The following is a 16,417-nucleotide window of genomic DNA, read 5'->3' on the forward strand; positions in this document are numbered from 1 at the left end:
CAGCCGGGAATGGAAGGCTTACCGCAATGCGGAAAACATGGCCTTGTCCTTGCGGAGCCTATTCGGCGGCGACGCGAGGCACCGACGCCTCCGCCCCCTTCAGCAGCCGGGCCAGGGCGTCCGTGTCGCCGATGATCTCGCCGAGCTTGCCGATCGACGCGTCGATGGCCCGGGCGAAGGCGTCCGCCCCGCCGACCGCCGCCAGCACCTGGGGCGAGATGAATTTCAGCATCAGCGCCGAGGTTCCCGGCGGAATGCCCGCGAAATGCACGGTCAGGATGCCGTAATCGCGGAGCAGCAGCATGGCGAGCGCCGCCGTCGCCTCGTAAGGCACGCAGGGTGCCTCGTTGATGCCGGACCGCGCCATGGCCATTTCAAGAATGTCCTCGGCCTTCAATTGCGCCGTCACCGGCGTGACGTGCACGCGGTCGGCACCCAGGGCTGCCACCACCGCGTCGCGCACGGTCATGGTGCAGGCGACCAGGTCCCGGACCTTGTCGTCGCTGTAGTATTTCAGCGACCGCACGACCTGTGGATACAGCATGGCGCGGGCCTCGATCCCCATTTCATAGGCGCGGGCCCGCATGGCCGCGATGACGGACGCCTCGCCGCCGATCAAGCCCAGGCGCGGGCCCAGGGTGCCGTACTTGTCCAGGCCCGTGCAGGCGACCGTGACGGGCAGTTCCAGGGTGCGCGACTGGCCGAAACAGGCCGGGCCGACGCGGGCGCCGCCGGCATCATCGACGATCACCGGAATGCCCCGGCCATGGGCGATGTCCGCCGCCCGGCGCAGGTCGGCCTCGTCCAGAATCTGGTAGCTGACCGCAAGGCGCGTCAGGAACAGGGCCCCCGGCTTGGGGTCCGCGGTCAACGCGGCCTCGACGTCCTTGATATCCGTCAGGTCGGTGAAGGTCGCCCGCGCGTGCTTGACCGCGCGCTGCACCGCCGGGTGGCTGTAGGTCGGGGAATACCCGATGACGTGCGATCCTTCGGGCACGACCACGTCGGCCGCGATCAGCAAACCGGCGGTCAGCCGGTTGGTCATCATGATGTCGTGGCGGTCGCCGTCGCCGCCGAACATCTTCAATCCCAAGTCACGCAATTCGTCGGTCAGCAGCGCCGCCGCCAACTCGTCGTCGAGCAAACGCTCCTCACCGGGTTCCACCGACAAGCAGCGTTCCAGGCCCGAGGCGTTGACCGTGTCCTGGCCCTTGGCCTCGCGCGCCCGGATGTGTTCCCAGGCGGCCCGCAGCTTGGCCAGATCGTCGGCGGTCGAGGATAGGATATCGCCGCGCGCATAAGACAGGCCGGGCGCGAAATCATTGCCGAAACGGTCTTGGGTCATGGGGGTGGGTCCTGTGCTTGAAGGTGTTGGATCAATTGATATGTCTATACTGCACATCTGACATTGTTAAAAGATGAATCTGATGCTATCAAATTCTCCATGGAAAAACCCAAGCTCAGCGATCTGGTCTACGGCCGCATCCGCTTCGACATCATCCAAGGCGCCCTGCCACCCGGGCTGGACCTGACGGAACAGGAGTTCTGCCGGCGTTACGACGCGACGCTGGCCACCGTGCGGGTCGCCCTGATCCGCCTTGCCCACGACGGCCTGATCCTGGCCGCCCCGCGCAAGGGCTACACCGTGTCCCGCGTCACCGTCCGCGACATCCAGGAAGTGTTCGACTTTCGCCTGTTGATCGAGCTGGCGGCCGCGGGCATGGCGGCGGAGATGATCACCGCCGACGACCTTCGAACGCTGGACGCCATCGCCCGCGACGCGGCCAAGCCCGAGGTCAACCGCTCCCGCCCCGCCATGTTCGAGGCCGACCGCCGGTTCCGCCTGGCGGTGCTGGGCATCACCGGCAACCGGCGCGCGGCGGATGCCCTGGCGCCCATGCTCGACTGGTCGGAACGCATCGTCTCTCTACTATGGTCCGACGACGTCATCATTCCCCGCCTGCGCGCCGGGGTCGAGGGCGCGCTGCGGGCGTTGCGCAGCGGCGAGAAGAAAAAGGCCGAAGCCCAGGCCTACGTCACCCTGACCGACATGCGCGACGAACTTCTGGGCCAAGTGATGGTGTCCGATCCCGTGCGCGACCTGGACATCTATCAGCCCGCCGTGGAGGCACCCCCTCGACAAGGCTAGACGCCGTGGTGTACCCCCAAAGCCGACAACCTGATGGGAGGAAACCATGGCCGCCAAACCGACCGTACTCGTCACCCGCAAACTGCCGGACGCAGTGCACGCGCGGCTGTCGCGCGATTACGACGCGCGCCTGAACCCGGAAGACAAGCTTTATACAAAAGACGCACTGATCGAAGCAGCCCAGGACGTGGACGCCATCCTGCCCTGCCATACGGAACACTTCACGGAAGAGGTCTTCGCCAAGCTGCCCGAGCGCATGAAGATCATCGCCAATTTCTCCGTCGGCTATGACCATGTCGATGTCGAGGCGGCGAAGAAACACGGCGTCATCGTCACCAACACGCCCGAGGTTCTGTCCGACGCCACGGCGGAAACGACCATCCTGCTCATGCTCGGCGCGGCGCGGCGCGCCAGCGAGGGCGAACGGTTGGTGCGGTCCGGCGGTTGGAAGGACTGGTCGCCGGCCTTCATGGTCGGCCTGGGCGTCACCGGCAAGCGGCTGGGCATTCTCGGCATGGGCCGGGTCGGCCAGGCGGTCGCCGATCTGGCGCGCGCCTTCCGCATGGAAATCCATTACCACAACCGCTCGCGCCTCACCCCGGACAAGGAGAAGGGCGCGGTTTGGCACGACAGCCTGGACTCCATGCTGCCGCATTGCGATTTCCTCACGCTCCACTGCAACGTGACAGCGGAAACCCGCGGCATCATGAACGCCGCCCGCTTTGCCCTGCTGCCCGACGGCGCGGTGCTGGCCAACGCGGCCCGGGGGGCGGTGATCGACGACGACGCGCTGATCGACGCCCTGAAATCGGGCAAGCTGTTCGCGGCGGGAATCGATGCCTACAACAACGAACCCAACGTCGATAAGCGGCTGATCGCCCTCGACAACACGTTCCTTTTGCCGCACATCGGCAGCGCCAATCGGGAAACCCGTGACGCCATGGGGTTCCGCGCACTCGATAATCTCGACGCCTATTTCGCCGGCCGCGCCCCCGGCGACCGGGTCGCCTGAGACACTGTAATCAGCACGGTATTCCGTATCGTGAAAAACACCCGCGGCCCGGCAAGCGCGGCGACGGCGGTCGGGCTGGCCGTTCTGGACCACGAATTCCCGCCGTACGCGGCCCGGAATCTTGATCCCTCCCCCCTGTAACGCCCCCTCTACGAATCCGGGTCGCGTTGTCCGCAGGAAAAGTCCTACAGGGAAAAAGCCTTGCCTTCGCGTTGCGTATTGGGAAGATTCCCGACAGGATATAACGGTTCCCCACCACTAATGGTTCGGGAGCGGTTGTAACCGGGCCCGGGGGATTGCAAAAAAAATCAACACGACGACTTGGGCTGTTCATTAAACGCGCGAACATCGCGCAAATTATACCCATCGGCGGATGGTGGTTGTCCGCTGATTATTAATTGGGAGGAAACACATGACGACCACGAAAGTGAACCGGCGTAAGTTCCTTAAAGGCGGCGCCGTTGCCGCCGGAGCGACTGCTGCTACTCTTGCCATGCCGAACATCGCGACGGCGGCCCCCACGGTTCTGAAAATTCAGGCCGCCTGGGGCGGTGGCATCTTCCTTGAAAACGCCAAAAGCTATGTCGAACGCGTCAACGCGATGGCCGGCAAGGGCCTGAAGCTCGACCTGCTGTCCGTCAACTCGGTCGTGAAGACCAGCCAGATGCAGGACGCCGTCCATCGTGGCGTTCTCGACGGCGCCCACTACGTGCCGGCCTACTGGTATTCCAAATCGAAAGCGGCGTCGCTGTTCGGCACCGGCCCCTGCTTCGGCTGGTCGGCGCAGGAAATGCTCGGCTGGATCCACTACGGCGGCGGTAAGGCCCTGTTCGAGGAACTGATGAAGAGCCTCGGCCTGAACCTGGTCAGCTTCTTCAACAGCCCGATGCCCGCACAGCCCTTCGGTTGGTTCAAGGAGGAAATGAAAGACGCCTCCCAGATGAAGGGCCTCAAGTACCGCACCGTCGGCCTGGCGGCCAACGTCTTGCAGGAAATGGGCATGTCGGTCGTTCAGTTGCCGGGCGGCGAAATTCAGCCCGCCATGAAGAGCGGCCTGATCGACGCGGCCGAGTTCAACAACCCGACCTCGGACAAAGACTTCGGGATGCAGGACGTTTCCAAGCACTACCATCTGGCCAGCTTCCACCAGTCGCAGGAATGCTTCGAAATCACCTTCAACAAGAAGAAGTTCGATGCCCTGTCGAAGGAACTTCAGGCGATCCTGGAATATGCTTCGGAAGCGGAAAACTCCAACTTCTACTGGAACAACACGCTCCGTTACGCCGATGACCTGATCGCGCTGAAGGAAAAGCACGGCGTCAATGTCTACCGGACGCCCGAATCCATCATGGCCGAACAATTGAAGGCCTGGGATGTGATCGTGAAGCAGATCTCCGACGAAGATCCGTTCTTCGCCAAGGTCGTTGCCTCGCAGAAGACCTATGCCAAGAAGGTCATGGGCTATCTGCTGCTGAACCAGCCCGATTACGAGCTGGCCTACAAGCACCACTTCGGTTGATCTGATCCTTTTTTCCAGGATCAATCCGGAAAAATTCGGTATTGAGGGGCAGCCTTAACCGGCTGTCCCTCACATATCTGAGCCATCAAGGGCGGGAAACCAAGCCGTGATAAAGACCATCCATGCCATTGAAGAACTGAGCATCTGGGTCGGGCGCACCTTCGGTTGGTGCATCCTGATCCTCACCCTGTCCGTCGCCTACGAAGTCTTCGTCCGTTATGTCCTGAATGCCCCGACCGTCTGGGCCTTCGACATGATGGTGCAGATGTACGGCGCCCTGTTCCTGATGGCCGGGCCATATGCCCTTGCCCAGGACACCCATGTGCGGGCGGATGTGGTCTATCGCCTGCTTTCGGTCCGCTGGCAGGCGCGCATCGATTTGATTTTGTACTTTTGCTTCTTTTTCCCGGGCATGCTGGCCCTGGCCTGGTACGGCGCGGAAATCGCCGCCGATTCATGGCGTTACAAGGAAGTCAGCTGGAACAGCCCGGCCCGCATTCAAATCTATTTCTTCAAGACCCTGATCCCGCTGGCCGCCGGCCTGTTCATCATTCAGGGCATCGCCGAATGCATGCGCTGTTATCTTGCGATCAAGTCGGGCCGTTGGCTGCCGCGTCTCAAGGACGCCCAGGAAACCGAAGACATCTTGCTGCAACAGCAGGCCGCGGCCGCCAAGGCACAAGCCTGATTCTCATAATTACACACCGACGTTTTGGTGAGACGGAGCACGTTATAGAATGACGAACCCCGAAGTAGCGATTTTGATGTTGTCGCTGTTCATCGTGATGGTCCTGCTCGGATTCCCGGTGGCCTTCACCTTGCTCGCCATGGGCGTCGGCTTTGGTTATTTCGCCTACTACGAAGCTGGCAGCATCACGACCTTCAGCGACATCTTCAACAACAAGATCTTCTACCTTTTGAACCAGAACACCTATTCGGTGATGGAGAACGACACGCTGGTCGCCATCCCGCTGTTCCTGTTCATGGGCTACGTGGTCGAACGCGCCAACATCGTCAACAAGCTGTTCTACGCGCTACAGATGGCGGCGCGGAACCTGCCGGGCTCCATGGCCATCGCGGCCCTGATCACCTGCGCCGTGTTCTCAACGGCCAGTGGGATTGTCGGCGCCGTCGTGACCCTGATGGGGCTGCTGGCGTTTCCGGCCATGGCCAAGGCGAATTATGACAAGAGCTTCGCATCCGGCGTGATCTGCGCCGGCGGCACGCTGGGGATTTTGATCCCGCCGTCGATCATGCTGATCGTCTATGCGGCGATCGCCGAACTGTCGCCGCTGCGTCTCTACGCCGCGGCGATTTTCCCCGGCTTCCTGCTCGCGGGATCCTACATTCTCTATGTCATCATCCGCGTGATGATCAATCCGTCCATCGCGCCGAAACCGCGGGCCGAAGACGTGCCGCCCCGGCATGTCGTCTATTGGCAGCTTTTGACGTCCTTCGTGCCGCTGACGGCGCTGATCCTGCTGGTCCTCGGATCGATCCTGGGCGGCTTGGCGACACCGGCGGAAGCCGCCGCCATGGGGGCCTTCGGCGGCATTGTCCTGGCGGGCATATATCGCTCCCTAACGTGGCAGATGCTCAAGGAATCCGTCTACCTGACCGCCAAGGCAACGGCCATGGTCTGCTGGTTGTTCGTCGGGTCCTGGACCTTCGCCTCGGTGTTCTCCTACCTCGGTGGGCACGAAATCATCGAACACTTCATCCTCGGCTTCAACCTGGAGCCCTGGCAGTTCCTGATTCTGGTCCAGGTGATCATCTTCCTGTTGGGCTGGCCCCTGGAATGGTCGGAAATCCTGATCATCTTCGTGCCGATTTTCCTGCCCATGCTGAAGACCTTCGACGTCAATCCTTACTTCTTCGCCATGCTGGTTGCCCTCAACTTGCAGACGTCGTTCCTCACCCCACCCATGGCGATGTCCGCCTATTATCTAAAAGGGGTGATGGGCAAGGCCGTCGAATTGATGGAAATTTTCAGAGGCATCATGCCGTACCTGGCCATCGTCATTGCCGTCATGGTTTTGATGTATCAGTACCCGGGAATCGCGCTGTTCCTGCCTGATTACTTCTTCGGCAAGTACATCCCGTAACGCCGGCATGAGCGAAACCAAAACAAGGACGATCCAAGCCAGGATTTCAGGAGTGAACCGATCATGAGATCAAGGGTATTCGAACAATTTTGCGGCATCCTCGGCACCGCAATGGTGGCGGCCTTCGTCCTCGGCCTCGCCTGGGGCATCTCCCACGGCTTCGCCGGGTTCTGGGGCGGGCTGCCGTTCTGGATCATCAGCCTCGGCGTCCTGGCCCTGGTCCTTTACGACCTTTGGGACTCCACCTTGAAGAAGACCACATCAGACTGAACCATCGCGGGTTTGGCATACCTTTAGGAACCGGCACCATGGATTTGGCGGATTTGGGCGCATCCCAATTGGTTGGGATGATCGAACGGGGCGAGATCACCTCCACGGAACTGGTTGAGGCCTGCCTCGCACGGATCGAGGCAAAAGAAGACGCCGTCGGCGCCTGGGCGCATCTCGACCCGGATTTCGCCCGCCGCCAGGCGGCCCATTGCGACGATGTGCATGCCAGTGGTGCTCCGACCGGACCGCTGCACGGCATTCCCGTCGGCATCAAGGACATCTTCGACACGGCCGACCTGCCCACGGAAAACGGCACCGTGCTGTCCAAGGGCCGCCTTCCCGACGACGACAGCGCCGCCGTCCGCCTGTTGCGGGCCGCCGGCGCCGTGATCATGGGCAAGACCGTGACCACGGAACTGGCCGTCTATTCCCCGGGCAAGACCCGCAACCCGCACGACCCGGAACGCACCCCGGGCGGGTCGTCCAGCGGTTCCGCCGCCGCCGTCGCGGCGGGCATGGTGCCCTTGGCGATCGGCTCGCAGACCAACGGGTCCGTCATTCGCCCGGCGTCGTTCTGCGGTGTCGTCGGCTTCAAGCCGACGCACGGGCGGATTTCCCGCGCCGGCGCGTTGGCCCTGTCGCGAACCCTCGACCATGTCGGCGTGTTCGCCCGAACCCTGGAAGACGCCGCCCTGATCAGCGACTGCCTGATCGGCCACGATCCGGCCGACCCGGACACCAAGCCGGCCGCCGCCCCGCGCCTGTCGGAGATCACCCGCCAAGAGCCCCCCATCGAACCCCGGTTCGCCTTCGTCAAATCCCCCGTGTGGGACCGCGCGGACCCGGATGCCCAGGAAGCGTTCGAAGAACTGCGTGAGTTCCTTGGCGATCAATGCGAAGAAGTCACCCTGCCCGATCCCTTCAATGGCGCCGTCGACAACCTGCGCAAGATCATGTGCGCCGATCTGGTGCGCTACCTATCCGGATACGTGGCCCGCGGCGAAGACAAGCTGAGCGATGTGCTGCGCGCCATGATCGAGGAAGGCAAGTCGGTGACGGCCGTGGATTTCAATGAATGCGTCGACATGCGGGTTCATCTGGCCGGCTGGGTGAAAAGCCTGGGCGAGGAATTCGACGCCATCCTGACCCCGGCGACCTGCGGCGAAGCCCCCAAGGGCCTGGATGCGACGGGCGACCCGGTGTTCTGCTCGACATGGTCCTATCTGGGTGTACCGGCGGTGACCGTTCCCTTGATGCTGGGCGCCAACGGGATGCCCATCGGCGTTCAGTTGGTCAGCGCGCGAAACGATGACGGGCGCCTGCTGCGCACGGCGCGCTGGCTGGTCGAAAAGGTGGCGGCGGAAGGCTGACGGGAACGCGCGTTCCCATACCTCTCTCCGCGCACCGCCCCACATCGATCCGAAATGTTTCGTTGGCGCGGGTCGTCGCCCGCAATCGTCATCGACAGCAATCCACAGTTTTCATATGGTTATTGGCGCGACTCAATGGATGCGAGCCTGGAAAGGACAAGCGCATGACCGCCCCCAGCGTCGATGCCACGCCGGCCACCCGCCGGGGCACTCGCCCGCCGCCGCCGCAGGTGAACCGGGTTGGGGTCAATGACCTGATCGACGTTCTGGCCCTGGGCCTGCGGGATTTCCGGGCGGCGCCCGCCTACGACCTTTTTTTCGCGGGGATTTACGCGGTCGGCGGCTGGGTCTTGATCCTGATGCTTTTCGCCTTCGACCTTCCTTACCTGGTTTATCCTTTGGCCGCGGGATTTGCGCTGATCGCGCCCTTCATCGCCAGCGGCTTCTACGTGATCAGCCGACGCCTGGAGGCCCCCGCCCCAGACGGCGGCGCGGTGCTCAGCTGGGGGATCGTGCTGGGAACCGTCAAGTCCATGTTCAGCCATGAATTGGGCTGGATGGCGCTGGTCACCGGGTTTTCCCTGTTCTTCTGGATGGACATCGCCGCCCTGTTGTCCTTCGGTTTCATGGGATTCCAGTTCTTCGGATTCCGCGAACTGATCAACGACATCTTCACGACGCCGTCAGGCTGGTTGTTCCTGGTCGTCGGCAACGCAGCCGGCGCCCTCATCGCCTTCGCTGTGTTTTCTTATTCCGTCATCTCCATCCCGATGCTGTTCCACCGCGACGTCGATTTCATCACGGCCATGCTGACCAGTGTCCGGTTCGTTGCGCTGAACCCGCGGGTGATGGCGATCTGGTGCGCCACCATCGCCACGATGATCGCCCTCGCCCTGCTGTCCGGATTGATCGGCCTGTTCCTGGTCCTGCCGGTCCTGGGACACGCCACCTGGCATCTCTACCGCCGCGCGGTCGCGCTGCCCTAAGGGATAGATGCCCCTTTCCGCCTAATCCAGCGGTGCTCTGGCCAGCGGATGGGCCTGGTCAACCAGTGCCTTCAGACGCTCTTCCAGAACATGGGTGTAGATCTGCGTGGTCGAGATGTCCGCATGGCCCAGCATCTGTTGCAGAGAACGCAGATCGGCGCCATGAGCCAAAAGGTGGCTGGCGAAGGAATGACGTAGAACGTGCGGCGACACCCGTTTCGGCGGAATGTCGGCGGCAATCGCCAGTTCCTTGAGAATTTGCCCGAAACGGGCGCGCGTCAGATGCCCCTGTTGCGCGCGGGACGGAAACAGGAAGGCCGCCCGCGCGTCCCTGTCCTTGCCGAGAAATCCGTCGCGCACGGCAAGGTACTCTCCGAGGGCATCCCGCGCCGGCCCGCCGATCGGCACCATGCGCTCCTTGCCGCCCTTACCGCGCACGATCAGCACCCGCCCGTCGCGGGCAACCGCGGCCATGGGCAGGCCGACCAGTTCCGACACGCGCAGCCCGGTGGCATAAAGCACCTCCAGCAAGGCCGTCGTGCGCAGGCCGTCGGCACCCGGCCGTTCGCGGGCCGCGGTCAGCAGGCGTTCGACCTCTTCCTCGCTCAGGTATTTGGGCAGGGACCGCGCCTGACGCGGCGCATCGACGGCCTGGGTCGGATCGTCGTCGCGGACACGTTCCGCCTGGAGGAAGCGAAAGAACTGGCGCAGGGCCGACAGCCGCCGGGCCTGGGTGCTGGCCGCCATGCCGGCACCCGACAGGCGCTTCATATAGGCCGTGACGTCATCCGGGGCCGCCGCGTCGGCGGCCGTCTTGCGCCGGGCGCAGAACGACGCGAAATCGTCCAGATCCCGGCCGTAGGATTCAATCGTATTGCGGGCGGCCCCTCTTTCGGCGGCCAACATGTCGAGAAACAGGCTGATGTAACGAGACAGGAGTTGCCTCCCTTCGCGAGTTGCCGCCGGGCTTACAGGCCCGCCGCGAGCGCCGCCTCCAGCGCCAGGTCGTGGGCTTCCTGATCAAGGCCGATGGCGCGCAGGCTGATCACCGCCTGACGCAGAACCTGGGCTTCGGACCGCGCCGTGCCGCCATCGCCGATGGCGGCCAGCACCATCAGGATGATCTCGCCGCGATGGGGCGGCAGAACCGTTTCCTCGGCCACCGCGGGTGCCGGCAGCACGTCGGTCGTGCCGAGTTGCGCCTCGCGCGCAGCCTCACCCGCCGGCGGCACCTGCGACGCGTCAAGCGCCGCCGTAGAGACCGCAGCCGTTTCGCGTGCTTCGCGCGCGGCGTTCCATGCGGCCACCTTGTCGGTCACGGACAGCAGGCGGAACCACAGCGCCGGATGGACCGTTTCCGCCGTGGCATGGCCGATCACCGGCCCCATCGCCCGCCAAGCATCGAGCGGTACATCCTCGCCCAGACCGTCCAGCAGCGCATAGAGCAGCGCCGCCCGGCGGGCCGCGTCTTTCTCGCCCGCCATCGAACGCCACCAGACGCTTAGGTCGCGGGGCTCGTTCTCCAGCCCCATGGTGCCGACCAGCCGGACCAGCGGCGTCATGCGGATCAAAAGATCGCGGCTATCGTCCTGGAACAAAGCGCTCGCCTGTAGCAGCTTGAACCAAGCCTCGGCGCCCGTGGGGTCGTCCGTCGACAGCATCAGACGCACCGCGCCGGGGGCGAACCACAACAGGTCCGCCGACGGCGGAATCTTGGAAACCAGCGGATGGAACACCCGCGCGGCGGCACCATAACGGCCTTCGCCGACGGCGATCTTCAGGGCCTTGTCGATAATTTCCGCCTGAGCCGTCGGCACCGTTTGCGACAGGGCCGAATGGTAGAGCAGCGCGCGCGCCACGGGACCGCCGATTTCCTCGGCCCGCGACAACGAGCGCTTGAGATCGCCCGGATCGAAGGTGACGCTGGAATAAAGCTGGCGCAGGGCCTCCGTATCGAGGGCGCCGGCGGCCTCGGCGCGCTCGGCGGCCTCCAGGCGGATATCGGGCCCCACGTTGGGATTGACCGCGATGGCGCGCAGCACGCCCGGACGGTCGGACCGGGTGGCGTCGGCCGGCAACGGCGTTTTGGCCGCCCGCGCCATGGCCAGCAGCAAACCATCGGCTTCGCTCACCGTCGTCAGTTCCCCGGTCGTGCCGCCCAACAGGCGGTCGCTCAGGGCGTAGAACGCCGGGTCCCGGGCGCCCAGTTCGTTGAGCATGGAAATGCCGATTTCCGCCTTTTCCGGCTCCCCGGCCAGGATCTGGCAGAAAATCATCGCCTTCTGCCAATAAGGTCCGCCGCCGGCCTGAATCTGATGCGCCGTGATGCCGCAGGCGCGGGCATTGTCGTTGGCCAGGAAACGGGCGTTGGCTTCGACCTGCAGCAGGGCCGGATCGGTGATGCTGCCGGGGATCGCCGCCAGAAGGTCGCCAACCCCGGCGACGTCGCCCATGGCGGCAAGCTGTTGCACACGCAGGGTAATCAGGCTGACCGGCTTGGTCTTGGCCGCATCCGCGTCGTCGCCTTCAATCGGTTTGGCCGCGGCGGGGGGCTGGGCCGCCGTCAACAACAGCCGGCGCATCAGAGCGCGCATCACCGGCGAGGGGGCGCGCACGGGCAGGTTCGCCATCAAGGCCGCGACATAGGCGCGGTCGGCACCCTGCCAGAGATCAAAGCCCAAACCGCCTTCGTCGGGGCCGATGACGCCCGCCGTTTCCGGATCGACCTTTTCCAGGGTATCGACCTGAACCCCGGGCTCCCCACCCGAGGCCGAGCCCGACACCGGCCGGATCGACCCCTGGTCCATCGACGGCTGAACGGGTGCCGCGGGCGCATGAGGTTTCAGGGCCCGCGGCGGCGCCAACGCGGCCGGCGGTTGCAGGGCCACAGGTTGGGCCGCGGACGGCGGCATCGACGGCAGCGAGGTCGCAGGCGCATCCGCCGAGGGGGTCTGGGCCCGCGGCTGGCTTAACGGGGCGGTCAACAGCAGCGGCGCCACCGCGAGGGTAGCCAGCCGCAATGCCGAAACCGGGCGCTTAGCGCGGGAACCGGTCATCAGGCAGAACTTTCGTCACGTCCTTGGACGGCGCGGGGAAATCCCAGGTAACCAGGAACGTCCCGCCGCCCAGCACCAAGGCCAGGGCGAGGATGAGGATGATCTTGGAAATGCTTTTCATCGGGAGGGCGGGCCTATTCGTCTTCGCGGGTGATCTTGGTGGCCGTCGGATCGGCGTTTGCCACAGTCTTCGGGCTTTCTGCTAGACTGTGACTATGGCATTTTTCCGGCGGCGGCGGGCAGGCCGGAGTTTATCGGCTCGCCCTCCCGCTTTCAACGCCGCCCGCCCGGCGCCACCCGCAGCCCGCAAGTTACAGGTCCATGTCTTCCCAACTCATTCAAAAACAAGAAAAAACCATCGTCCTCGTCGGCCTGATGGGCGCCGGGAAAAGTTCCGTCGGCCGGATCCTGGCCACGAAGCTGGGCTTGCCGTTCATCGATTCCGACGACGAGGTGGAAACGGCCGCCGGCTGTAGCATCGAGGATATCTTCGAAATCTACGGCGAACCGGCGTTCCGCGACGTGGAGGAACGGGTCATCGACCGCCTGCTGAACGGGCCGCCCATGGTTCTGTCGTCCGGCGGCGGCGCCTTCATGAACCCGCGCACCCGCGCGCGCATCGCCGAGACGGCGACCAGCGTCTGGCTGCGCGCCGATCTGGAGATTCTGGAACGCCGCACCAAACGACGGGCCGCCGGGCGTCCGCTGCTCAAGGGCACGGATCCGTCGGAGAAACTGAAGCAATTGATAAATGAGCGTTATCCCGTGTACGAACAGGCGGATATCATCATTGAAAGCGTCGATGAAACCCCGGAAAAGACCGCCGACAAGATCATCGAGAAACTGACGGACGGCACGGCATGACGAGCGACGAGATCACAATCGAGCGCCTGGGCGTCGACCTGGGCGAGCGCAGCTACGATATCCTGATCGGCGATGGCCTGCTGCCCGACGCGGGGCGGCTGATCGCGCCCGTGCTGCGCTCTAAACAGGTTGTGGTGATCACCGACCGCAACGTCGCCGGCGCGGGACATCTGGCGACCCTGGAAACGGCGCTGGCCGCCGCCGGCATCGCCAGCCGCACGATCGTTCTGGAACCCGGCGAGCAGACCAAGGACTTCGCCCATCTGGAACAGGTCATCGGCGATCTTCTGGCCGGCGGCGTCGATCGCAAGACGACGCTGATCGCGCTTGGCGGCGGGGTCATCGGCGACCTGACCGGCGTCTGCGCGGCACTGACCCTGCGCGGCATCGATTTCGTACAGGTGCCGACGACCTTGCTGGCCCAGGTCGATTCATCGGTCGGCGGCAAGACCGCCATCAACACGGCCCAGGGCAAGAACCTGGTGGGCGCGTTTTACCAGCCGCGTCTGGTGCTCGCCGATACGGGCGTGCTCGACACCCTGCCGCCCCGCGAACTGCGGGCCGGCTATGCCGAGGTCGTTAAATACGGCGTCATCGACATGCCCGATTTCTTCGATTGGCTGGAAGGCAACGGCCCTTCCTTGCTGGCCGGGGACGCCGCCGCCCGCCGCCACGCCATCCTGACCTGCTGCAACGCCAAGGCGCGCATCGTCAGCGCCGACGAAACGGAACAGGGGCAGCGCGCGCTGTTGAACCTGGGGCATACCTTCGGCCACGCGCTGGAGGCCGAAACCGGCTACGGCGGCGGCCTGCTGCACGGCGAGGCCGTGGCCATCGGCATGGTCATGGCGCTGACCCTGGCGAACCGTCTGGGTCATTGCAAAGGCAACGACGCGGCGCGGCTTCGGGCCCATCTCGACGCCACGGGCCTGCCGGGCGACCTCGTGCGGCTCGACACCGGCGGCTGGACGGTGGACCGCCTGCTGGCGCACATGATGAAGGACAAGAAGACCGAAGGCGGCAAGCTGACCTTCATCCTGGCCCGGGCGATCGGCGAGGCGTTCATCGAACGTGATGTGCCGACCGGGCTGGTCGCCGATGTCCTCAACGAATTCCTCAGCGCCCGGCGTTGACCCGGGCCGACCCGCCGGTGCGCCCAAGACGGCGCCCGGCACATTGAATGAGCGGATAACATGGAAGACGAAACAAGCCTGATCACCATCTTTTTCCTGCTTTTGATGTCGGCGTTCTTTTCCGGCTCGGAAACGGCGCTGACCGCCAGTTCCCAACCGCTCATGCATCGCCTGGAACTGGCCGGCGACAAGCGGGCCGCGGTGGTCAACCGCCTCTACGATCAGAAGGAGCGCCTGATCGGCGCCATTCTGCTCGGCAACAATCTGGTCAACATCCTGGCGTCCTCTTTGGCGACCAGCCTGCTCATCACCTATTTCGGCGAGGCCGGCGTGGCCTACGCGACCCTGGTCATGACCCTTCTGGTGCTTATCTTCGCCGAGGTCATGCCCAAGACCTACGCAATCAAAAACGCCAACACCATGGCCCTTTTCGTGGGGCCGCCGGTGAGGATTCTGGTCGCCCTTCTGGCCCCCATCACCCATACCGTGGAATTGCTGGTGCGCGGCCTGTTCTACATGGTCGGCGTCGATATCCGCGCATCCGGCGGCAACGAGCACGAATCCGAACAGGAACTACGCGGCGCCATCGAGCTTCACACGGGCGACGAGGAAACGGGCCTGGAACGGGTGATGCTGCGCAGCGTGCTCGACCTGGCCGATGTCCAGGTCGGGGAAATCATGATTCACCGATCCAGCGTGAACACGCTGAACGCCGACCTGTCGGCCGAGGCGATCATCGCGGGCGTCCTGGAAAGCCCCCACACCCGCATCCCCCTGTGGCGGGGCGAGCCGGACAACATCGTCAGCGTGCTCCATGCCAAGGCCCTGTTCCGCGCCGTACACGGCGCCAAGGGCGATTTGGCGGCGCTGGACGTCAAATCCTTCGCCGCCGAACCCTGGTTCATTCCGGATACGACGCCGCTGTTGGACCAGCTTCAGGCGTTCCGCGAACGGCGCGAACATTTCGCCCTGGTCGTCGATGAATACGGCAGCCTACAGGGCATCGTAACCCTGGAGGACATCATCGAGGAGATCGTCGGCGAGATCGACGACGAGCATGACCTGAAGGTCGCCGGTGTCGAGCCGCAGGCCGACGGATCCTACCTGGTCGACGGCACGGTGACGATCCGGGATCTCAACCGCCAGTATGAATGGCACCTGCCCGACGAGGAGGCCGCGACCGTCGCGGGTCTTGTTCTGCACGAAGCCCGGCGCATCCCCGAGGTCGGTCAGTCGTTCCGTCTGTTCGGATTCCGCATCGACATCGTGGCCCGTCACCGCCATCAGATCACCCGCCTGCGCGTAACGCCGCCCAAGCCCGGCGAAGTCACCGACTGACCCCGTCGCCCGATGCACCAGCCGGTTAACGGTTAACATGAGCATCCGTTAATTCTTAACCCGTCGGCACAATTCCCGTACAATGACGCATCAATTGTCGCACCGTGGCAAAGCCCGGCAAACGTCCGGGCGACATGGTCAACGAGAGGAAACGTCCGATGCAGCGCAAGATTATTCCGGACATCGTTCAGCGCACGGAACTGACCGCGACCACCATCGACGCCACGTCGGAACAGGCCGCCAAGGACATGGCGGCGGCCAATGTCGCGGCGGTCGTCGTTCTGGACGCGGATGGTGTGCTGATCGGTATTCTGACGGAACGTGACATGTCCCGCCGCGTGGTGGCGGCGAACAAGCGCCCCAGCGACATCAAGGTCGGCGACATCATGACCGCCAATCCGGATACCCTGGCGCCGAACGACCGGGCCTCGGACGCACTCGAGTTGATGCTGACCCGACGCTACCGCCACCTTCCCGTCGTGGGCGAGGACGGCAAATGCGTCGCCATGGTGTCGATCCGCGATCTTTACCAGGCGGTCAAGGAAGGCCTGGAAGAGAACATTCGCGAGACGGAAGCCTTCGTCTTCGGCGACCGATACAGCGCCTAATACATTG

General features: G+C 64.1%; 16 protein-coding genes. 12 read left to right on the forward strand and 4 right to left on the reverse strand.

Going from position 1 to position 16,417, the window contains the following annotated elements:
- Positions 1 to 58: 58 nt before the first annotated feature.
- The gene (locus RJ527_00260; protein ID WND76188.1) at positions 59 to 1,345 is read right to left on the reverse strand and encodes a hypothetical protein; all 1,287 of its coding nucleotides are present in this window, start codon (positions 1,343 to 1,345) and stop codon (positions 59 to 61) included.
- Between the two features lie 99 nt (positions 1,346 to 1,444).
- On the opposite strand from RJ527_00260, the gene RJ527_00265 reads away from it, so the two are divergent.
- The 8 genes from RJ527_00265 (at position 1,445) to RJ527_00300 (ending at position 9,411) form a co-directional block, all read left to right on the forward strand.
- Entirely contained in the window at positions 1,445 to 2,149 is a 705-nt protein-coding gene (locus RJ527_00265; protein ID WND76189.1) for a GntR family transcriptional regulator, read from the forward strand.
- Positions 2,150 to 2,195: 46 nt separating this feature from the next.
- A complete protein-coding gene (locus tag RJ527_00270) occupies positions 2,196 to 3,161 on the forward strand; it encodes a D-glycerate dehydrogenase (protein WND76190.1) in 966 nt (321 codons plus the stop codon).
- Positions 3,162 to 3,573: 412 nt separating this feature from the next.
- Positions 3,574 to 4,680 carry a TRAP transporter substrate-binding protein gene (locus tag RJ527_00275; GenBank protein WND76191.1) on the forward strand — a complete coding sequence of 369 codons (1,107 nt, stop codon included), beginning with the start codon at positions 3,574 to 3,576 and terminating at the stop codon, positions 4,678 to 4,680.
- 106 nt (positions 4,681 to 4,786) lie between these two features.
- Positions 4,787 to 5,368 carry a TRAP transporter small permease subunit gene (locus RJ527_00280; GenBank protein ID WND76192.1) on the forward strand — a complete coding sequence of 194 codons (582 nt, stop codon included), beginning with the start codon at positions 4,787 to 4,789 and terminating at the stop codon, positions 5,366 to 5,368.
- A gap of 49 nt (positions 5,369 to 5,417) precedes the next feature.
- On the forward strand, positions 5,418 to 6,785 hold the full coding sequence (locus RJ527_00285; GenBank protein ID WND76193.1) for a TRAP transporter large permease subunit: 1,368 nt from the start codon (positions 5,418 to 5,420) through the stop codon (positions 6,783 to 6,785).
- Between the two features lie 63 nt (positions 6,786 to 6,848).
- Positions 6,849 to 7,055, forward strand: a complete 207-nt coding sequence (locus RJ527_00290; protein WND76194.1) for a hypothetical protein — start codon at positions 6,849 to 6,851, stop codon at positions 7,053 to 7,055.
- A gap of 38 nt (positions 7,056 to 7,093) precedes the next feature.
- Positions 7,094 to 8,425 carry an amidase gene (locus tag RJ527_00295; protein WND76195.1) on the forward strand — a complete coding sequence of 444 codons (1,332 nt, stop codon included), beginning with the start codon at positions 7,094 to 7,096 and terminating at the stop codon, positions 8,423 to 8,425.
- Between the two features lie 164 nt (positions 8,426 to 8,589).
- Entirely contained in the window at positions 8,590 to 9,411 is an 822-nt protein-coding gene (locus RJ527_00300; protein WND76196.1) for a DUF2189 domain-containing protein, read from the forward strand.
- A 21-nt stretch (positions 9,412 to 9,432) separates the two neighbouring features.
- On the opposite strand, the gene xerD is transcribed toward RJ527_00300, so the two are convergent.
- From xerD to RJ527_00315, 3 genes are all read right to left on the reverse strand, one after another.
- Positions 9,433 to 10,317 (reverse strand): site-specific tyrosine recombinase XerD, encoded by an 885-nt coding sequence (gene xerD, locus RJ527_00305; GenBank protein WND76197.1) that lies wholly within the window; start codon positions 10,315 to 10,317, stop codon positions 9,433 to 9,435.
- 62 nt (positions 10,318 to 10,379) lie between these two features.
- Positions 10,380 to 12,467, reverse strand: coding sequence for a hypothetical protein (locus RJ527_00310; GenBank protein WND76198.1), 2,088 nt, complete (start codon positions 12,465 to 12,467; stop codon positions 10,380 to 10,382).
- Entirely contained in the window at positions 12,448 to 12,588 is a 141-nt protein-coding gene (locus tag RJ527_00315; protein WND76199.1) for a hypothetical protein, read from the reverse strand. The genes RJ527_00310 and RJ527_00315 overlap by 20 nt, the downstream gene beginning before the upstream one ends.
- Positions 12,589 to 12,788: 200 nt before the next feature.
- Between RJ527_00315 and RJ527_00320 the strand changes: the two genes are divergently transcribed.
- The 4 genes from RJ527_00320 to RJ527_00335 all read left to right on the forward strand — a co-directional run bounded on the left by RJ527_00320 (position 12,789) and on the right by RJ527_00335 (position 16,410).
- On the forward strand, positions 12,789 to 13,331 hold the full coding sequence (locus RJ527_00320; protein WND76200.1) for a shikimate kinase: 543 nt from the start codon (positions 12,789 to 12,791) through the stop codon (positions 13,329 to 13,331).
- Complete coding sequence (gene aroB, locus RJ527_00325) at positions 13,328 to 14,464, forward strand: 3-dehydroquinate synthase (GenBank protein ID WND76201.1); 1,137 nt, start codon at positions 13,328 to 13,330, stop codon at positions 14,462 to 14,464. The genes RJ527_00320 and aroB overlap by 4 nt, the downstream gene beginning before the upstream one ends.
- Positions 14,465 to 14,524: 60 nt before the next feature.
- Complete coding sequence (locus RJ527_00330) at positions 14,525 to 15,802, forward strand: HlyC/CorC family transporter (protein WND76202.1); 1,278 nt, start codon at positions 14,525 to 14,527, stop codon at positions 15,800 to 15,802.
- 158 nt (positions 15,803 to 15,960) lie between these two features.
- Positions 15,961 to 16,410 carry a CBS domain-containing protein gene (locus RJ527_00335; protein ID WND76203.1) on the forward strand — a complete coding sequence of 150 codons (450 nt, stop codon included), beginning with the start codon at positions 15,961 to 15,963 and terminating at the stop codon, positions 16,408 to 16,410.
- Positions 16,411 to 16,417: the final 7 nt, after the last annotated feature.

This window comes from Thalassospiraceae bacterium LMO-SO8 (assembly GCA_031655335.1).
Lineage (GTDB): Bacteria > Pseudomonadota > Alphaproteobacteria > Rhodospirillales > Casp-alpha2 > UBA1479.

Coding starts and splice junctions, on each gene's coding strand:
- RJ527_00260 (WND76188.1), bottom strand. CDS start 1,345: ATGACCCAAGACCGTTTCGGCAATGATTTCGCGCCCGGCCTGTCTTAT.
- RJ527_00265 (WND76189.1), top strand. CDS start 1,445: ATGGAAAAACCCAAGCTCAGCGATCTGGTCTACGGCCGCATCCGCTTC.
- RJ527_00270 (WND76190.1), top strand. CDS start 2,196: ATGGCCGCCAAACCGACCGTACTCGTCACCCGCAAACTGCCGGACGCA.
- RJ527_00275 (WND76191.1), top strand. CDS start 3,574: ATGACGACCACGAAAGTGAACCGGCGTAAGTTCCTTAAAGGCGGCGCC.
- RJ527_00285 (WND76193.1), top strand. CDS start 5,418: ATGACGAACCCCGAAGTAGCGATTTTGATGTTGTCGCTGTTCATCGTG.
- RJ527_00290 (WND76194.1), top strand. CDS start 6,849: ATGAGATCAAGGGTATTCGAACAATTTTGCGGCATCCTCGGCACCGCA.
- RJ527_00295 (WND76195.1), top strand. CDS start 7,094: ATGGATTTGGCGGATTTGGGCGCATCCCAATTGGTTGGGATGATCGAA.
- RJ527_00300 (WND76196.1), top strand. CDS start 8,590: ATGACCGCCCCCAGCGTCGATGCCACGCCGGCCACCCGCCGGGGCACT.
- xerD (WND76197.1), bottom strand. CDS start 10,317: ATGTTGGCCGCCGAAAGAGGGGCCGCCCGCAATACGATTGAATCCTAC.
- RJ527_00310 (WND76198.1), bottom strand. CDS start 12,467: ATGACCGGTTCCCGCGCTAAGCGCCCGGTTTCGGCATTGCGGCTGGCT.
- RJ527_00315 (WND76199.1), bottom strand. CDS start 12,588: ATGAAAAGCATTTCCAAGATCATCCTCATCCTCGCCCTGGCCTTGGTG.
- RJ527_00320 (WND76200.1), top strand. CDS start 12,789: ATGTCTTCCCAACTCATTCAAAAACAAGAAAAAACCATCGTCCTCGTC.
- aroB (WND76201.1), top strand. CDS start 13,328: ATGACGAGCGACGAGATCACAATCGAGCGCCTGGGCGTCGACCTGGGC.
- RJ527_00330 (WND76202.1), top strand. CDS start 14,525: ATGGAAGACGAAACAAGCCTGATCACCATCTTTTTCCTGCTTTTGATG.
- RJ527_00335 (WND76203.1), top strand. CDS start 15,961: ATGCAGCGCAAGATTATTCCGGACATCGTTCAGCGCACGGAACTGACC.